The sequence below is a fragment of the uncultured Psychroserpens sp. genome (genome assembly GCF_947494225.1).
GTDB lineage: Bacteria > Bacteroidota > Bacteroidia > Flavobacteriales > Flavobacteriaceae > Psychroserpens.
On the sequence record NZ_CANLUG010000002.1, the window covers coordinates 584,390 to 601,006 of the forward strand.

The 16,617-nt window shown below is 32.6% G+C and carries 18 protein-coding genes; 8 read left to right on the top strand and 10 right to left on the bottom strand.

Features of this window, described 5'->3' with window-relative positions; all coding sequences use genetic code 11:
* Positions 1–266: 266 nt before the first annotated feature.
* From Q0893_RS06675 to Q0893_RS06700, 6 genes are all read right to left on the bottom strand, one after another.
* On the bottom strand, positions 267–1,130 hold the full coding sequence (locus tag Q0893_RS06675) for a sigma-70 family RNA polymerase sigma factor (protein ID WP_091423042.1): 864 nt from the start codon (positions 1,128–1,130) through the stop codon (positions 267–269).
* 94 nt (positions 1,131–1,224) lie between these two features.
* Entirely contained in the window at positions 1,225–1,599 is a 375-nt protein-coding gene (locus Q0893_RS06680) for a hypothetical protein (RefSeq protein WP_298900397.1), read from the bottom strand.
* 58 nt (positions 1,600–1,657) lie between these two features.
* Positions 1,658–2,941 carry a porin family protein gene (locus Q0893_RS06685; RefSeq protein ID WP_299273692.1) on the bottom strand — a complete coding sequence of 428 codons (1,284 nt, stop codon included), beginning with the start codon at positions 2,939–2,941 and terminating at the stop codon, positions 1,658–1,660.
* The gene (locus tag Q0893_RS06690; protein ID WP_298900395.1) at positions 2,931–3,494 is read right to left on the bottom strand and encodes a sigma-70 family RNA polymerase sigma factor; all 564 of its coding nucleotides are present in this window, start codon (positions 3,492–3,494) and stop codon (positions 2,931–2,933) included. The genes Q0893_RS06685 and Q0893_RS06690 overlap by 11 nt, the downstream gene beginning before the upstream one ends.
* Before the next feature lie 173 nt (positions 3,495–3,667).
* Positions 3,668–4,081, bottom strand: a complete 414-nt coding sequence (locus tag Q0893_RS06695; RefSeq protein ID WP_298900394.1) for a hypothetical protein — start codon at positions 4,079–4,081, stop codon at positions 3,668–3,670.
* A gap of 60 nt (positions 4,082–4,141) precedes the next feature.
* Positions 4,142–5,110 carry a hypothetical protein gene (locus Q0893_RS06700; protein ID WP_298900393.1) on the bottom strand — a complete coding sequence of 323 codons (969 nt, stop codon included), beginning with the start codon at positions 5,108–5,110 and terminating at the stop codon, positions 4,142–4,144.
* Positions 5,111–5,227: 117 nt separating this feature from the next.
* On the opposite strand from Q0893_RS06700, the gene Q0893_RS06705 reads away from it, so the two are divergent.
* From Q0893_RS06705 to Q0893_RS06715, 3 genes are read left to right on the top strand one after another with little or no spacing between them, the layout of a single operon-like run.
* On the top strand, positions 5,228–5,860 hold the full coding sequence (locus Q0893_RS06705; RefSeq protein WP_299273698.1) for a hypothetical protein: 633 nt from the start codon (positions 5,228–5,230) through the stop codon (positions 5,858–5,860).
* A gap of 10 nt (positions 5,861–5,870) precedes the next feature.
* Positions 5,871–6,968 (top strand): acyl-CoA desaturase, encoded by a 1,098-nt coding sequence (locus tag Q0893_RS06710; RefSeq protein WP_299273701.1) that lies wholly within the window; start codon positions 5,871–5,873, stop codon positions 6,966–6,968.
* Entirely contained in the window at positions 6,958–8,013 is a 1,056-nt protein-coding gene (locus Q0893_RS06715; protein ID WP_298900390.1) for a fatty acid desaturase, read from the top strand. The genes Q0893_RS06710 and Q0893_RS06715 overlap by 11 nt, the downstream gene beginning before the upstream one ends.
* A 3-nt stretch (positions 8,014–8,016) precedes the next feature.
* Here Q0893_RS06715 and Q0893_RS06720 read toward each other — a convergent pair whose 3' ends face one another.
* The gene (locus Q0893_RS06720) at positions 8,017–9,015 is read right to left on the bottom strand and encodes a hypothetical protein (protein ID WP_299273704.1); all 999 of its coding nucleotides are present in this window, start codon (positions 9,013–9,015) and stop codon (positions 8,017–8,019) included.
* Between the two features lie 135 nt (positions 9,016–9,150).
* On the opposite strand from Q0893_RS06720, the gene Q0893_RS06725 reads away from it, so the two are divergent.
* Together Q0893_RS06725 and Q0893_RS06730 are read left to right on the top strand one after the other, a co-directional pair.
* Positions 9,151–9,894, top strand: a complete 744-nt coding sequence (locus Q0893_RS06725; RefSeq protein WP_299273707.1) for a hypothetical protein — start codon at positions 9,151–9,153, stop codon at positions 9,892–9,894.
* A 5-nt stretch (positions 9,895–9,899) separates the two neighbouring features.
* Entirely contained in the window at positions 9,900–10,694 is a 795-nt protein-coding gene (locus Q0893_RS06730; protein ID WP_299273710.1) for a hypothetical protein, read from the top strand.
* Positions 10,695–10,761: 67 nt separating this feature from the next.
* Here Q0893_RS06730 and Q0893_RS06735 read toward each other — a convergent pair whose 3' ends face one another.
* Together Q0893_RS06735 and rpsO are read right to left on the bottom strand one after the other, a co-directional pair.
* Entirely contained in the window at positions 10,762–13,014 is a 2,253-nt protein-coding gene (locus Q0893_RS06735) for a polyribonucleotide nucleotidyltransferase (RefSeq protein ID WP_298900386.1), read from the bottom strand.
* A gap of 197 nt (positions 13,015–13,211) precedes the next feature.
* Entirely contained in the window at positions 13,212–13,481 is a 270-nt protein-coding gene (rpsO, locus tag Q0893_RS06740; RefSeq protein ID WP_298901508.1) for a 30S ribosomal protein S15, read from the bottom strand.
* A gap of 179 nt (positions 13,482–13,660) precedes the next feature.
* Between rpsO and Q0893_RS06745 the strand changes: the two genes are divergently transcribed.
* The 3 genes from Q0893_RS06745 to Q0893_RS06755 all read left to right on the top strand — a co-directional run bounded on the left by Q0893_RS06745 (position 13,661) and on the right by Q0893_RS06755 (position 15,654).
* A complete protein-coding gene (locus Q0893_RS06745) occupies positions 13,661–14,494 on the top strand; it encodes a hypothetical protein (protein WP_299273713.1) in 834 nt (277 codons plus the stop codon).
* Positions 14,495–14,674: 180 nt separating this feature from the next.
* A complete protein-coding gene (locus Q0893_RS06750) occupies positions 14,675–15,205 on the top strand; it encodes a cupin domain-containing protein (protein ID WP_298900384.1) in 531 nt (176 codons plus the stop codon).
* Positions 15,202–15,654, top strand: a complete 453-nt coding sequence (locus Q0893_RS06755) for an SRPBCC family protein (protein WP_298900381.1) — start codon at positions 15,202–15,204, stop codon at positions 15,652–15,654. Before Q0893_RS06750 ends, Q0893_RS06755 begins: the two co-directional genes overlap by 4 nt.
* Here the strand turns inward: Q0893_RS06755 and Q0893_RS06760 are convergent.
* Positions 15,643–16,515: a LytTR family DNA-binding domain-containing protein gene (locus tag Q0893_RS06760; protein WP_298900380.1), complete on the bottom strand. Its 873-nt coding sequence runs from the start codon at positions 16,513–16,515 to the stop codon at positions 15,643–15,645. The two genes, Q0893_RS06755 and Q0893_RS06760, sit on opposite strands and share 12 nt — an antisense overlap.
* Positions 16,516–16,617 lie beyond the last annotated feature (102 nt).

Consider the following 16,617-nt stretch of genomic DNA (forward strand, 5'->3'; position numbering starts at 1 on the left):
TTATAATTTGCGATATTAGTTTTATGGATGAAAAGATAAAATTATTTTTTACAGAATTGTTTAAACTACTAATACCTTCATTAGTTGTTTTGATTATCGCAACAGGTGTTTTGTTTGGTTTATTTAAGTTGTTTGGTTGGATGTAAGACCTATATAAAAGTGAACCCACGGTAATCAGCCGTGGGTTCTTTCATCAATCAAAAAACGAACAGTTATGTGTAACTGTTTGTTGCTTTAATTTAGTCGTAATTTATATCTAAAAATTACTATCCTAAATATGTCTTTAATATTTTACTACGAGACGTATGTTTTAATCTACGAATCGCTTTTTCTTTAATTTGTCTTACACGTTCACGTGTTAAATCAAATGTTTCTCCAATTTCTTCTAAAGTCATTGGGTGTTGATTTCCAAGACCAAAGTATAACCGAATGACATCAGCTTCACGAGGAGTCAATGTCTCTAATGCACGTTCAATTTCCGTACGTAAAGATTCGTGTAATAAATCTTTATCAGGATTTGGTGATTCTCCACTACGTAATACATCGTAAAGGTTAGAATCTTCACCTTCAACTAAAGGTGCATCCATTGATACATGACGTCCAGAGTTTTTCATAGACTCTTTAACATCGTTAATTGTCATGTCTAACTCTTTTGCAATTTCTTCTGCACTTGGTGGACGCTCATGGCTTTGCTCTAAAAAGGCAAAGGTCTTATTAATTTTATTAATAGATCCAATCTTATTTAAAGGTAAACGTACAATACGCGATTGTTCGGCCAAAGCCTGAAGAATCGATTGACGAATCCACCATACGGCGTAAGATATGAATTTAAATCCACGTGTCTCATCAAAACGCTGTGCAGCTTTTATTAAACCAAGATTTCCTTCATTAATTAAATCAGGTAAAGTTAATCCTTGGTTTTGATATTGCTTGGCTACAGACACCACAAAACGAAGATTGGCTTTAGTTAATTTTTCTAAAGCTAATTGATCTCCTGCTTTGATACGTTGAGCTAATTCTACTTCTTCATCTGCAGTAATTAAATCAACCTTTCCAATTTCTTGTAAATATTTATCTAACGATGCAGTTTCTCTATTGGTAACCTGCTTCGTAATTTTTAGTTGTCTCATTTAATTATCTCCTTTTTTAATTTGAGTAAATGTATAATACTATATAGTTATACGTAACACCAGGTAAAAATGTTACAAGAAAACTAAAAATAATTTAAATTTTGATTAATTTTTTGTCACTCAGGTTAATATCATCTAACATTTCATTTGTAAATTTAAAATGCCCACGCGTAGTAATTAGTCTAAAATGATGTGACTTTAAGTTACTTAACGTGTTTAAAAATATCCATTTAGATTTTAAAAGATTTGGTTGATCACTTTTAAGACTTATGTCGAAGTAATGTTTTCTGCCTTCTTTTTCAGCAACAATATCTGGCGTGATACTAATATTACTTCCTTTTTTTGTGAAAGATTTAGGAGTTTCATAACCCTCGGTATCGGCTTTGATATTTTCAAAACCATGCTGCTCTAAGTAATCTACAGAACTGTTTAAAATGTCTTTATATTTCTCTTTGTCTGAATATATCATAACTTGTAATATACCAATAAATACTGATATATCCAAGTTTTGTTTGAGTGCCTGAGTTTTAGAATCTATACTCAATACCTGTATTAATGGAGAAAATGAAAGGGTTTATGTCGTTATTCTGATTGAATGGTTTTAGTTGATAATTGAAGTTTGGTTCTATGTTGAAATAGAATGTGCTAAATAGTCTAGTCTCTACACCGAGACCTAGATTAAAAGATACCGTAGCTTTGTAATCTAAATTGTTTGTATCACTTGTAACTGCTTTTTGAAGATTGAAATAGCTTAATCCTCCTGTAATGTATGGGTTGATTTTCTTTTTAAATGGAACGTATTTAATATCTAATGGAAACTCAAGATATTCTACTCGCTTTTCTTGTCCGTCAATGGTTTGGTTTAAATCCAATTTTCTTACACCAATGCGTAAATAAGTGTAGTTGGTCATCCGATAGCTTGCTAGAACCCCATAATTAACAGAGAAGTTCTCTGTAGTTTTTGCATTAAAAGCACCATAGGTTGACAAAGAAAGCTGAGGCGTTATACTCCATCTCGATTGGTCTTCAAGTATAGTACTGTCTTTTATTGTTTCTTCTTTAAGGTCTTCTGAAACCAACTGCTTAGATTGACGCTGTTTTTTAATAGAATCTCTTATCTGTGCCCTAATAGCCAACATGCTATCGCGTTGCGCTACTGTTTTTCGTTTAATCTCGTCTCTTGTATTTGCAGTTATAGATGTTGACTTAGTAAGTTTTATACTTGGGTCTTCTGTGTTGTTTTTTGACTTGTTACTTTCTGAAATTTGATGATCGTCATGATGTGTGGTTTTTAATGAAGTAAGACCCGTGGTTCTGTTGCTTTTTGAACTTGCCTTGGCAGATATTGGACTTTGTGCTGGTGTTAATGGGTTTTTGGGATTATGATAATTTTTAGTGTTAACCGTTTTTGTTGTACCGTCACTTTGAGCCGATTCTTTTCTATTGTCTAACGTTCCTTTCTCAAGGTTTTGTTCGTTCTTTAGTGCATTTGAATTCTCCTTTAATTCTGGTGTTTCCTGATCATTAGAGTTAACAATGTTATTAGAATTAGATGTATTACTTCTATGCTCCTCAACCGTATTATTCTCAAAATGTTCAGTGCTGTGAGCGGAAGAATTTAAAGGATTAATCAACCATAACATTGACAATATTAGAGCAAATCCTAGCCCTGAAAACCAAATGATAGCTCTCCTTTTCTTTTTCTTCTTTAATTCGATCTCAATAGTGTCCCAAACCAAATTGTCAGGAGTATCCTTAAAATCTTGTAATCTGTTTTTCACAGCTGCTCCAATATCTTTCTTAGTGTCCATTAGACGTCATGTTTTTATGAGATACATTGGTTGATTGCTGTATCTTGGTTTGTAATATGCGTTTTGCTCTGTGTAAATTTGACTTAGAGGTATTTACGCTTATTTTTAAAAGCTTAGCGATGTCTTGATGAGAATAGTCATCGAGTTCATATAAATTAAATACTATACGATATCTTGGTGGTAAATCTTGAATGTATTTTAAAATTTGATCTAATGGCATACTTTCAATTATGTTAGTCTCAACTAATGAATGATCCCTAAGGATATCATTATTGATAACAATATTTAAATACCTTTCCTTTTTGTATTTATCTATGGCTTTATTAATTGTAATACGTTTCATCCATCCTTCAAATGATCCAGAACCTTTGTACGACTTTATTTTACTAAATATTTCCAAAAAGGCATCTTGTAAATTATCTTGAGCCTCTTCGCGGTTTTTGCAATATTTTAGACATAGTACAAAGAGGTCGTCCTTATATAATTGGTACAACTGGCCTTGGGCTTTTAAGTTTTGCTTTTTACAAGCTTTTATTAGTTGTTTTTGAGTCAAACAGTTTTGGTTGTTTTGATATGTGGTTTAATAATACGGTTTATATTGTTATTCGGCTATGCATTCTTGTGTGAATCTGGCAAAAACAAAGCTTGCGCAATGGTTTTAAAATAGCTTGATTGCTTATAATTACTAACATTCATAGAGTTTCACATCATAGATTCTTTTAAGGTTTAATTATACAACGCAGCCTTGAGCTCTTTTTTATTGTGTATAGTAGAGATCTCCCCAGATTCAATAGTTTTAATAATTGGGAAGTTCATACTAATTGTAAAATTAACGTTCAAGGTTCCCAGCAAATTTCGGAATTCTTCATTCTTTCTAATCGTTGAAGTGTAGAGATATACATCATCTTCGTCAAACACAAATAGTGTGACAGGATAGATAAAATCAAGGCAAACCGAATTTTCATTTAAGCAATCATCGTTGTAAGCAATTTTTTTTAAGTTATCAAATAGTTCTGAATCAACCCTTATTGCTTGATGCGCTTCAAGAGTAGGATCGATAGTCGAACTTTTATTAAGGTTATGAGCACAAGAAAGCATCAAGAAGCTCAGTACAAATAACGTGAGTTTTGAGATATTCATGGTGGTTAGTTTCCCTATAGTCTCTAGAATCTTAAAAAGGTTGCGTACTAAAACAAAAAATTATTCGAAATCTAAAACTTGAGTCGCTTCAATAAGTTGTTTTAATGCGTCGATTTTAGAATTAATACGATTAAAAAAAGTGCGCTTTTCCTTTTCACCAGAGGTGTTGAGTAATTTTGAATGTTGTAGTTGTTGTTCAAGATACGCTCGAGCTTGTTGACAAGTTAAAGCATCGCTAGTTAGATAGTAAGAAAGAATAGAAAAAGGAACATATAATGATTGTTGATGTGGTGTAGAGACCAAAACATTGTTATTCATAAGTAGCAACTCATTATAATATAATTTATAATGTGCTGCATTGTTATCAACTCTATTTGAAATGCCCTGAATTAATTTTTTTAAGGCTTCGCAGAGATTGAGAGCCGCCGCATTGGTAACTTGTCCGGCTTGATTATAAAAATGAATTTGTTTTAACGTGCTATTTATTGTTGTGATATCCCAAATCTCAATAGTGTTTAAATCTTGATATAAACTACTAAGGTTTTTTGCCGATTTTATGAGTCCGACACTTGGTGAAAACGCTTCAAATGTTTTACTATTAAAAGTGTTGTCGAGCAACTTTAGCCAAACATAGATTTTAAAACGACTTAAAATGTCATCTCCAATCGTATAAAATAAGGGAATGTCTTTCGCTGAATATAAAATTTGGCTTTCCTCTTGTTTCAACAAAGGCAATAGCGACTCATATGAATTTATGAAATAAGCCTCAAGCTCATCTTCATTGTGGATGTGCTTTGTTTTTTCTACTGAAACATAACTTTTGTCTGTAGTTTCAAATAAACTATCTAGCGCAATATGATGAGTTTTGGCAAGAATAATACATTCATCTATAGACAGTTTGCTTTTTAGACTTGTGCGTCTGTGAGCCGCATCATAGCTTATATCTAGGGTAGTGGCAATGGCATCAATTAATGACGTGTTCTCTGGTAATTGTGATTGTATTTCTTTTAAAAACTTAGACTGAAACATACTCTAAAGATATTCTAATTTGTGATTATCGCAAAAAATAATTCTAAAACTTGTATATACAGCAACGAAAAATGTGATTATAGCAATAATTTTGAATTGAATTTAAACTTTAGTATGATGAATTGTTATTTCTGGACTACCATTTTATTCTTTTTCTGTTTCTCGCTATTTGGACAAGAGCAGCACGACATAAACCAAGAAGATTCAATACCAACTAAACATATTATTGGATTTTCGCCATCAAAAGCTCAAAAAGTGAACGGGCTAAATATTAATTATTGGTACAATAAATCCCCATCTGTAAGTACAAATGGAATTGAATTGGGCATCCATCCATTAGGTATTCCGTTTACACTATTAACAATAACTCATCCAGTAAAAATGATTTCTAACGCATGGTCTGAAATGGATAATCCTGAAAAGAGAGGCTTAAATAGTCCAGGAAAGATTAACGGCATTCGATTAGGTATTGCATTTCTAGATTACAAAACAATTAATGGTATAGAATTAAATTTAGCTGGTAACTATGCTACTACAGTGAATGGAATCTCTATGACTCCCTTAGTAAATGCGCACTATAATGTTAATGGGCTAGGGCTTGCAATTTTTGGAAACATTGATGCTAGAGTTAATGGAATTCAAATTGGTCTATTCAATAAGTGTAAAAAACTTAGAGGCCTACAAATAGGTTTATGGAATAAAAACGGAAAGCGCTCTCTTCCATTTTTTAATTGGCAATTTAAAGGATAAATATAATATTATGAATAAACTCAAATTCACAACAGACAATGGATCGGCTTTCTATAAAGAATTAAGGCAAAAGATAGATCTACATTTTTTAGTTAATAGAATTGACAAAACAGGATCAAAAAAAATGCTGTTTAAAATTGTATTGTACTTTTCATTAGATATATTATTCTATGTATTAATGATTACCAGTACGTCATTAGTAAGTTTTTACGCCTTTTACCTCTTAATGGGCTTATCCATACTCTTAACAGCATTTAATATTTCTCATGACGCTGCTCATGGTGTTGCTGTGAAAAGTAAATTCTGGAATAGATTTTTGTTTTCTCTTAGTTTCAACTTGCAAGGAAACAATGCCTACGTTTGGGGTAAAAATCACAACGAGTCTCATCATTTATATACAAATGTTGAAGGAAGCGATATCGATGTTTTAAATAATCCTTTGTTTAGAATGACAACCTCACAACCATTAAAATGGTATCATAAGTATCAACAGTATTATGCCCCATTTTTGTATCTCCTGTATTCTATAAATTGGTTCTTATTTAGAGAAACCTTAATGCTTGTTAATTATTCTAGTAGGACTATAAAAATTGAGATACCAAAAGAAGAAGTTGTAAAACTAATCGTTTACAAAATGTTATACATAGGTTATATGATTGTACTACCAATCTATATATTACCATTCGATTGGACGATTATAATTTTAGCTTTTGTGTTTAATCATTTCGTAGTGTCTTTAATATTTGTAGGTGTTTTAGGGGTTTCCCATTTATCTGACTTTGTAAAGCATCCAAAAGCAAACTCTGATAATACCTTGGATATGAGTTGGCCAATGCTTCAAATGTGTACTTCTGTTGATTATAATGCCAACAGTACATTTTTTAATTGGACATTAGGTGGGTTTAATGCACATGCTCTGCACCATTTATTACCCAATGTTAGCCACGTTCACTATTTGGATATTTTACCAATTTTTAGAGAAGTTGCGGAGAAACATAATATAACTTATATGGAAATGTCTTACAGAAAATCCCTCGCGGCACATTTCAGGTTTTTGAAAACTATGGGAACTCAAACTCAATTTATTCCGAGGCCTTATGAAAGATAAACATATTAAAAAAACAACTGACAGTCAACTGCTTGAACTGCTAACTGCTCAAATGAAAAGGTATGTTTCAACGAGTAAGATAAATGTGTCCAGACATGTTATATTGAAATTTTTGTTTTACGGGGTCTTGGCCACTATAGTCTATTCATGCTTATTTATGGTGAATAACCTCTATGTGTTTTTATTGTGTTATGTGGCATACGGATTTATAACCTTACTGTTTGCATTTAATTTCTCACATGATTTGTCACACAATACTGTGTTTAAAAGTAGGAAAGTAAATAATTTGTTTTACATCCTATCATTCACAATTGTTGGAGCTCATGCAGAAGCCTGGAAAAAAAGACATATAAATTCTCACCATTATGCGCCAAATGTTGAGGGCTACGATTCCGATTTAAAAATTACAAAGTTAATTAGGGTAATCCCTAATAGCGAATTTTATTGGTTTCACAGATTTCAGTATGTCTATGCTCCTATAGCGTATATGAGTTATTCTTTATTTTGGATTTGTATTAAAGATCTTGTAATTCTCTTTTCAAAAGACAACTTTAGAAGAAAGAAGAATATAAAGTATTATGCATCCTTTTGCTTACAAAAAGGGATTTACATCATTATAACATTGCTGTTGCCTTTATTATTTTCACAACAGATGTGGTACGCTGTTGTATTCGGTTTTTTAATTATGCACATGACATTGTCTCTTTTTTTATTGTTTACTTTTTTTATGACTCATCATGTAGAATCTACTTTATATCCAACAGTTAATAAAGACGGTTTAATTAATACGTCATGGCTAATGAACCAAATTGGAAGTTCAAACGATATGCATCCATTTAGTCATATCGCAAATTTTATTTTTGGAGGTTTCAATAATCATGTTGCACACCATTTATTTCCGCATATTCATCATGTACACTATCCTAAACTCAATAAAATACTTTATAAAGTGTTAATTGAAAACGGTATTACACCAAACCAAACGTCCTATTTTGGAGGTGCTATATCGCATTTAAGATTACTCAAACGAATGGGTAAGGCTTAAAGGTTATTCAAACCCAGACGGATTGTCGATACTGATTTGGTTTCTAAGTTTATTGATTTTTTGTAACATTTTATTAAAAAACAGTGTGCGATCTTTCTCTCCAGAATGAACTAATAACTTAGAATTAGTCATTTGTCTGCTAAAAAAATCATCCATAATCGCGCAAGTTTCGTCATGTTCAATTTTTAAATACTCTAAAACTGTATAAGGCACAAAAAATGCCTTTTTATGTGTGGTCTTAACCATAATGATGTTACTCATTGTCAATAAATCACTCTTATATAAGTTGTATGAAGCATTGTTTTTTGAATTTATTATACTCTGCTGAATGGTTTGTTTTTCTACATGATGGATTATGTCTTCTAAATCATCACAAATTTTCAACGCGATGCGCTTAGATAAAAGCTGAGATTCAAAAAAGTAGACAATTTGTTGAAGCGTGCCGTTAATGGTATTGTCATTCCAAAATTCGGTAATATTTATATAATTGTAGGTTTGTCCGAGTTCAAAAGCTTGTTCTAATAAAGATGTAGGGATTGTACTGATGAAATCGTCAAAAGATACTTTGTTCTTGGTCATCTCTTTATTTGTGAGTTTCAGCCAAACGTAAATTTTATAACGTGTTATATAAGAGTCCTTGAGTGTATAAAACAACGGAATATCTTTAGCAGAATATAAAATAGACGCACTTTTAAGCTGTGTAAGAGGCTTTAAGTTTTCTATAGATTTTCTAAAATAATCTTCTAAGTCAGATGCATTGGAAATGATAGGCGATTTTTCAGTTAAAATGGTGTTTTGACTCCCAACTTCATATAGCTTATTGAGCGAAATTTTGTAAAACTTCGCCAATGTAATACTCTCTTCGAGGCTTAAATTTGTTTTCATCGTAACACGTCTATAAGCGGCATCATAACCAATGTCTAAAACACTAGCCACTTCATCAACAAATGAAGTTGCGCCAGAGCTTTTGTCTTTTAGATAGGAGATGAATAAATCTTGCATATAATGAGATTTTGTATGGTGTTATTGTCTAATTATTGTAAAAAATACAAAAAAAATACAATAATCTCGACATTTTCGTTAGACTTCACTTAAATATCACAAGTAATTTTAAGCATAATCTAAAAATAATGACTTATGAAAAAATTATGCGTAAAGATTAATTTGTTACTAATATGTGCTTGTTTCGTTTCAAGTTGCAGTATTGATGATGACTCTTATCAGGATGTTCGCCTGAGGGTTATTAGTGAATTTACAGGCGAGCCTGTCTCTGGGGCTGAGGTTCTAATTTTAGTCCAAGATGTAAGAGGATCTGGTCTTTTTTCAAGTACTTATGACATTAGCAGGAAGATTGTCAGAACAGATGATAATGGTTCCATAGATACGATTCTCAAATATGAAAACACGAATAACTTTTTCACAATTTATGTCATTGATGAGGAAATTTGTACAGACATTATAGCACATGTCAATAGTTTTTTCTTTGAAGAGATACAATCGGAAATTCCCTTAGAACTTAAAGTTAGAAAATACTTTCCAATGGAAGTAACGGTCAAGAATATAAACCCTTTCGATGAGAATGATCGTATTTCTGTGAGTTTTTACCATGTTGGTTCTAACTATCATAGCGCTCCGCTATATCATATTGAACACAGGGGAGATGTAAGTGAGCCTTATACGACTCCTAGTGTTGGAATAGATGGTTTACAGCCTTTATGGATAAGTGATAATGTTGACTCAACAATTTTTAAGAGGGTTCAAGAAGGTACTGAGGCGAGGATAAGTTGGACAGTAACTAGAAATGGTGAGGTGTCTACGTTCGAATCAGAATTTATACCAACTGTTCAAGATGGAGTAACCTATTATGAAATTAATTTCTAGAAAAGATGAAAAATAATAAGCAATTAATCAAGTCAAAACGGCATGCAATAGTCGTTGCTATTCTTGGAGTTTTTATGCTAAGTTCATGTGGAAAACGTGTTTATACCAGCGGAACTTATGGAGCCATAAAATCATACACAGCAAAGCCAGAATTTAGAGGAGAAAATGATAAAGGAACTTATGTTTCTATTGATTTAAGTAGGGGAAGTCAAGAGGTTACAAATAACATAACCGACAAAAAAGCTCTAATTTCAATAAGAGGACACAAGAGTATTACCCGTAAATATTTTAATTTTCATTATGGTTTGGGTGGAACATTTGGAAATTATAAATTTGGAGGCCCCATCATAGATGGTGTCAACGATGATTCTAAAGCGTTCTATAGTCTTAATACAAAAACAGGAATCAATCTAAACCTTCCAACCAAAAGGATGGATTGGCGCGTAATTGGCGTAGAACTTGTATACAACTACGAATTTGGACCTTATCAAAATACCTTAGAGAAGGTTAAAAATAGTAGTGAAGATCCTGCTTTATTAATATTCAATAAAAAATCAATATTCTCTTATAATTTTAGTTCTGAAGCTGTTTTTAAGCTCAATAATGATAGGGCATTAGGTTTAGGATTTTATATAGGTGATATACTAAATAAAACAGGAAACTTAAAAGGTGAAAACTCCGAGTTTATTGGTGTTTTTATGAGTTTTAGATTTAAAAAATTTACGTTTATCGTGTTAAATGAAAGTGCCAAGGAAGACATTGGTACATCAAAATTTGGATTAACCTATCAATTATTTTAATGTGACGTATTCATATAAAAAAAGCCTCACTAAATCTAGTGAGGCTTTAATCTATTTAGAAAAGAAATTAATCTTTCTTGTCTTCTCTTGGCTTACGATCATCACGACGATTATCACGTCCGCGATTATCTCTACCTCTATTGTTATCACGTCCACCACGACTGTTATTGTCTCTTGGAGGTCTTGGTTGCCAACCTTCTGGTTTTGGTAAAATAGCTTTACGAGATACTTTCTCTTTACGAGTTCTAGAATCTACACCAAAGTACTTCACATCAAAAACATCTCCCATGTTTACAACATCAGATACATTTTCCGTACGTTCCCAAGCCAACTCACTAACATGTAATAATACTTCGTTTCCTGGCGCTTCCATATATTCTACTACAGCACCAAAATCTAGCATCTTAATTACTTTTACTTCGTAAACACTTCCAACTTCAGGTTTAAATAATAAAGAATCAATTTTTGCCATAACAGCATCAATACCTTTGCTACCAACACCTAATACTTCAACAATACCTTCTTCAGTTACAGGATCTTCATTTATTACGATAGTTGTCTCAGTTTCTTTTTGTAATTCTTGAATTACCTTTCCACCAGGACCAATTAACGCACCAATAAATTCATTTGGAATACGTCTCGTTACCATTGTAGGAGCATGTTCCTTAACTTCTGCATTTGGAGTAGCTATAGTGTCAGTTAATTTTTCTAAGATATGTAGACGACCATCACGAGCTTGTTTTAGTGCATTTACTAAAATCTCATATGATAATCCTTTTACCTTAATATCCATTTGACAAGCCGTAATACCATCTGCGGTACCAGTCACTTTAAAATCCATATCACCTAAGTGATCTTCATCACCTAAGATATCAGATAAAACAGCATACTTTCCAGAATCTGCATCAGAAATTAATCCCATGGCAATACCAGAAACAGGTTTCTTTAATTGAACACCAGCATCCATTAATGCCATTGTTCCAGAACATACTGTTGCCATAGAAGATGAACCATTAGATTCTAAAACTTCAGATACAACTCTTACCGTGTAAGGACATTCTTCAGGAACCATTCCTTTTAAGGCACGTTGTGCTAAGTTACCATGACCAACTTCTCTACGAGATGTTCCTCTTATTGGTCGAGCTTCTCCTGTTGAAAAAGGAGGGAAATTATAATGTAAATAGAAACGTTCTTCACCTTCGTAAGATGGCATATCAATTTGATTAGCTTCTCTAGAAGTTCCTAATGTTACTGTAGCTAAGGCTTGAGTTTCCCCACGAGTAAAGATTGCCGAACCATGAGTTGAAGGTAAGTAATCTACCTCACACCATATGGGTCTAATTTCATCAGTTTTACGACCATCTAAACGCAAACCTTCATCTAAAGTTAGGTTTCTAATAGCTTCTTTTTGAGCTTTCGCAACATATTTATGAATTAGTTTCCCTAAGTCTTCTTGCTCTTCTTCAGAGAACGACTCGAAAACTTCTTCTTTAATTTCACTAAATGCCGCTCCACGTTCGTGCTTTGCGGAACCAGCTTTTGCAATGGCATAGGTTTTATCATAAACCATATCGTGAATTTTCTTTGCTAAGTCTTCATCAGAACGTTCAGGATCGTACTCTCTAACGTCTTTCTTACCAAAGGCTTCTGCTAATTTAACTTGAGCTGCACATTGCACTTTAATAGCTTCATGCGCAAACTTAATAGCTTCTGCCATTTCTTCTTCAGAAATTTCATCCATTTCACCTTCAACCATCATAACAGAGTCGGCCGAAGCTCCAATCATCATATCGATGTCAGATTCTTCAAGCTGCGCTCGAGTTGGGTTGATGATAAACTCACCATTAATACGACCAACTCTAGCTTCAGAAATTGGGCATTCAAATGGGAAATCTGATAATTGAATAGCTGCCGAAGCCGCTAATCCTGCCATAGCATCTGGCATTACGTTTTCGTCATGAGACATTAACTGAATCATCACTTGAGTTTCAGAGTGATAATCTTTTGGGAATAGTGGACGTAATACACGGTCTACTAAACGCATTGTTAAGACTTCACCATCACTTGGTCTGGCTTCTCTTTTGAAAAAACCTCCAGGATAACGTCCTGCTGCAGCAAATTTTTCTCTGTAATCTACTGTTAATGGTAAAAAGTCTACATCTGCTTGATGATAGTTGGAAACAACTGTACATAATAACATACATTTTCCAGATTGCACCACAACACTACCATGTGCTTGTTTTGCAAGTTTTCCAGTTTCAATAGAAATTTCTCTACCGTCACCTAGGTCAATGACCTCTTTAAAAGTTTTTGGAATCATAAATTTTTAATTCTAGTTCTAATGATATAACATATTAGAACAATGTTAAACAATGGTCGTTGTGTTGTTGTAGTTGTTGTGTGACAATTAAATGTCTTGACCAATGAAAAACTGTAATTAGCTTCTTATTTACGACTGTTATACTCTATCGTAAGAGTTAGTTATATAAAAAAAAGAGGCACGAAGCCTCTTTAATATTATTTTCTTAATCCTAATTCTTTTACTATCGCACGATATCTTAAGATATCCTTCTTAGTTAAGTAATCAAGTAAAGCACGACGCTTACCTACTAATTTTACTAATGAACGCTCTGTGTTATAATCTTTACGATTCTTTTTTAAGTGTTCTGTTAAGTGGTTAATTCTGTAAGTAAATAATGCAATTTGACCTTCTGCTGTTCCAGTGTCTTTGACATCTTTACCGTGTTTTTTAAAGATTGCTTCTTTTTCTTTTTGATCTAAATACATGCTAATATTATTGTAAATGATTTTTATGTACGTTGAAAGTCTTTCTTTCAAGCGGCAAATATAATAATTTTTAATCATTTACAAGGTTTTATAAGCTCTAGTTTTATTTTTTATTCTGAAAATTAAACGTTTTCATTTTTGGATAGTCTTAACATCATATTAACATCAAATATTCAATTATGAAAGCAAGAACAAAATTTATGTTAACCTTAGTGGTTTTAGGTTTAACATTTACAGGTTGTAGCAATGAAGATACTGCAACAGAAGAAGAACAAAATGTAGAAATTTCCGAAGTTAGACTCTCTTCAGATATTGATACAGCGGCAAGTGTTATAGGCGATATTATTATCGATGCCTATGAAGGTGAAGAGTCTAATGCTTTAGATAGAACATCGGAACAATCGGGATTACCAGATTGCGTTACAATTACTGTTGTTGCTCAACAAGGGTTTAGAGAAGTTACCGTAGATTTTGGAACAGAAGGTTGTATGGTTCATGGTCATTTACTTAAAGGACAAATTGTATTTTCATACACAAGAAACCCCGAAGCTCAACAGGTGTTAATTACATATGATTTAGTAGATTTTTTCTTTGATGCTAAGCATATTTTAGGAAGCAAGACACTGCTGAAAGAACTATCAAATGAAAATGGAAATCCGCAATTTACTCATACGTTAGATTTAACTGTGATTTGGCCTAATGGTGCACAAGCGAGTAGAGAAGGACTTAAAATTAAGGAATGGGTTGAAGGATTTGGAAGCGGCGTTTGGAGTGATAATGTTTTTGAAATTATGGGCTATTGGACAACAATATTTGTTAATGGCAATGAACATAGTTATGAAGTCCTAACGCCATTACGACGTGAAGTAATTTGCTTCTATTTTGTGAGTGGGAGTGTGGATGTACAACGCACTAACTTTGGAGGGATCTTTGATTATGGATCTGGAGATTGCGATAATCAAGCTACGTTTACTACCAATAATGGAAATGTGATCGATGTGACTTTGAACTAAGTATTTAGTAGATTAAGTTAGTTTTTAAAGCTCCAGAATTTTCTGGGGCTTTTTTTAGTGGTATTAATAACTATCGTGATACCATTCGTCACAAAAAATCATATTAGTTTCCTAATTTGATGTGTTGTAATTAACTTTCCAATACATTAAAACATCTTGTTTACTATTGAGATTATGCTTATGAACGAAGTGATAAAAAATCAGGCCACTGGAGATTGCATAGAATTTCTTCAAACAGCAAAAGAAACGAAAGGCAGAGTTTCAGAATTTATACTCACTCTGGCTCCAAAATCATCATGGGCCAAAACCCCAAGACACAGACATCCATTTCAGGTAGAAACATTTCAGGTTCTTACTGGTGAATTGCATCTCACTAAAGGTGACGAGTATTTCGTTTTAAAACCTGGAAGTAACAAGGTTATTGTAGATAAATTGATGCTCCATAGTTTTTGGAATGAATTGGATACAGAGACCTCCTTTAGAGCAGAAATATTTAATCCGAGGCATATTGAAAAAGGACTTCGATTAACATACAAGTTATCTCAAGAGGGTAAGATTAGTAAGAATAATATTCCATATAACCCATTTTATACATTCATTCTGATGGATTATTTCGATTCTTATTTTAGAATTGTACCTTGGAGACTGCAACGATTTATGTTTAAAGCGGGTTCGTTACTGTCTCAACTATTTGGATATCCTAAGGCATGAAAAATACAATTACTATAAGTCAATCTTTAATCATTAATGCTTCTCAAGAGGCTATTTGGAATTATACCCAAGATTTTGACAACAGACCTGAATGGGATACTGCAGTAATGGAATCTGAGGTGATTCAAAAAAAACCATTCAAATTAGTTCATTTAAAAATGAAGGGCGGACTTCAAACAGACTTAAAATATAAGTTATGTCGTCGCCCATTAAAAACAAGTCTTGTTATGACTAATACAAAGTCGTTGTTGTTTTCGGGCGGAGGTGGATCTTGGGTCTATAATAACGAGGGAGAAGTTGTGGAGTGGATTCAAACAAACACATTAATTGTAAAACACAAGTTTATATATTGGTGTTTTGGTAAATTGATTAAACAAATGATGCATAAACAGACGAAAACTGCAATGATGAAGGCTAAATTAATTATTGAACAGAACTTAAGTACTTAAAATAGCCGTTTTAATCGTTTTTGTATAACTACGAGATACAGGTATGCATTCAGTTACATTTTTAAACCTTAACTGGTAACCTTGCAAGTTCCCTGATACCTTATCAATTTTATCCAGATTAATAATGTAAGAGCGATGGCATCTTATTATGTTTTTGAATTTTTTAAGTTGCTGTTCAACTTTTGATATGTTATTACGTAGTAGCTTTTTTTCAATGGTGTCATCATTTAAAAAATAGAGCTCTATATAGTTTCCAGCTGAAGCAATAAAGATGAAATCATTATTCTTAATTTCTATAACCTCTTTGTTGTTTTCTGAAGTGATAATTAGTTTTTTTTGAGGCACGACGTAATTATACGATTCATTTTTGGCTATAATCTGTGAGTCTAATTGAGCTACTTCTTTCACAATTTTCTTATACACAAAAAGCTGTTTATATAGAATAATAGTTATCGCTGGAATAACCGCAATAACAACAGTACAGGTAAATACGAAAAGAAAAATCTTAAAATTAAATGCATATCCAGCATTAAAAATATAGCCAGAATAGAAGTAGTTTGCAATGGCAAGGGAGAGATTAATTAGTAAAATCCATAGTATTTCTTTATAAATTTTCCAGCCTTTATTTTGTAAACTGTCTTTAAAGATTAAGGGAAGAATAACGATGTATAACCCGCAAACCAAGAAAGAAACTAATCCATATCCTAATCTGCCAGAGGAGTTAAGTTTGTCTAAACCAAAAGGCATAAATAAGTAACAAAAAACAGCTATGAATAGACCTATGGAGAATGAAATTTTAAAGCCTTGTTTTGTGTTTTCATAGAACGGGTAAGGGTAGTTTAAAAATCTTAATAGACGCATTATCTTTTGGTTGATTGGTGGTAAACTTTTCTATTAATAAAACAACTAAGGTGTTCAATTTCCTGACAAGATAATTGAAATTTTCATGATGTTTTAGACTCA

What these genes read in the sequence shown, in the direction of transcription:
- Q0893_RS06720 (WP_299273704.1), bottom strand. Translation starts at nt 9,015, where the DNA reads ATGCAAGATTTATTCATCTCCTATCTAAAAGACAAAAGCTCTGGCGCA.
- Q0893_RS06755 (WP_298900381.1), top strand. Translation starts at nt 15,202, where the DNA reads ATGAAAAATACAATTACTATAAGTCAATCTTTAATCATTAATGCTTCT.
- Q0893_RS06685 (WP_299273692.1), bottom strand. Translation starts at nt 2,941, where the DNA reads ATGGACACTAAGAAAGATATTGGAGCAGCTGTGAAAAACAGATTACAA.
- Q0893_RS06715 (WP_298900390.1), top strand. Translation starts at nt 6,958, where the DNA reads ATGAAAGATAAACATATTAAAAAAACAACTGACAGTCAACTGCTTGAA.
- Q0893_RS06725 (WP_299273707.1), top strand. Translation starts at nt 9,151, where the DNA reads ATGAAAAAATTATGCGTAAAGATTAATTTGTTACTAATATGTGCTTGT.
- Q0893_RS06695 (WP_298900394.1), bottom strand. Translation starts at nt 4,081, where the DNA reads ATGAATATCTCAAAACTCACGTTATTTGTACTGAGCTTCTTGATGCTT.
- Q0893_RS06675 (WP_091423042.1), bottom strand. Translation starts at nt 1,130, where the DNA reads ATGAGACAACTAAAAATTACGAAGCAGGTTACCAATAGAGAAACTGCA.
- Q0893_RS06705 (WP_299273698.1), top strand. Translation starts at nt 5,228, where the DNA reads ATGAATTGTTATTTCTGGACTACCATTTTATTCTTTTTCTGTTTCTCG.
- Q0893_RS06750 (WP_298900384.1), top strand. Translation starts at nt 14,675, where the DNA reads ATGAACGAAGTGATAAAAAATCAGGCCACTGGAGATTGCATAGAATTT.
- rpsO (WP_298901508.1), bottom strand. Translation starts at nt 13,481, where the DNA reads ATGTATTTAGATCAAAAAGAAAAAGAAGCAATCTTTAAAAAACACGGT.
- Q0893_RS06700 (WP_298900393.1), bottom strand. Translation starts at nt 5,110, where the DNA reads ATGTTTCAGTCTAAGTTTTTAAAAGAAATACAATCACAATTACCAGAG.
- Q0893_RS06735 (WP_298900386.1), bottom strand. Translation starts at nt 13,014, where the DNA reads ATGATTCCAAAAACTTTTAAAGAGGTCATTGACCTAGGTGACGGTAGA.
- Q0893_RS06760 (WP_298900380.1), bottom strand. Translation starts at nt 16,515, where the DNA reads ATGCGTCTATTAAGATTTTTAAACTACCCTTACCCGTTCTATGAAAAC.
- Q0893_RS06680 (WP_298900397.1), bottom strand. Translation starts at nt 1,599, where the DNA reads ATGATATATTCAGACAAAGAGAAATATAAAGACATTTTAAACAGTTCT.
- Q0893_RS06710 (WP_299273701.1), top strand. Translation starts at nt 5,871, where the DNA reads ATGAATAAACTCAAATTCACAACAGACAATGGATCGGCTTTCTATAAA.
- Q0893_RS06745 (WP_299273713.1), top strand. Translation starts at nt 13,661, where the DNA reads ATGAAAGCAAGAACAAAATTTATGTTAACCTTAGTGGTTTTAGGTTTA.
- Q0893_RS06730 (WP_299273710.1), top strand. Translation starts at nt 9,900, where the DNA reads ATGAAAAATAATAAGCAATTAATCAAGTCAAAACGGCATGCAATAGTC.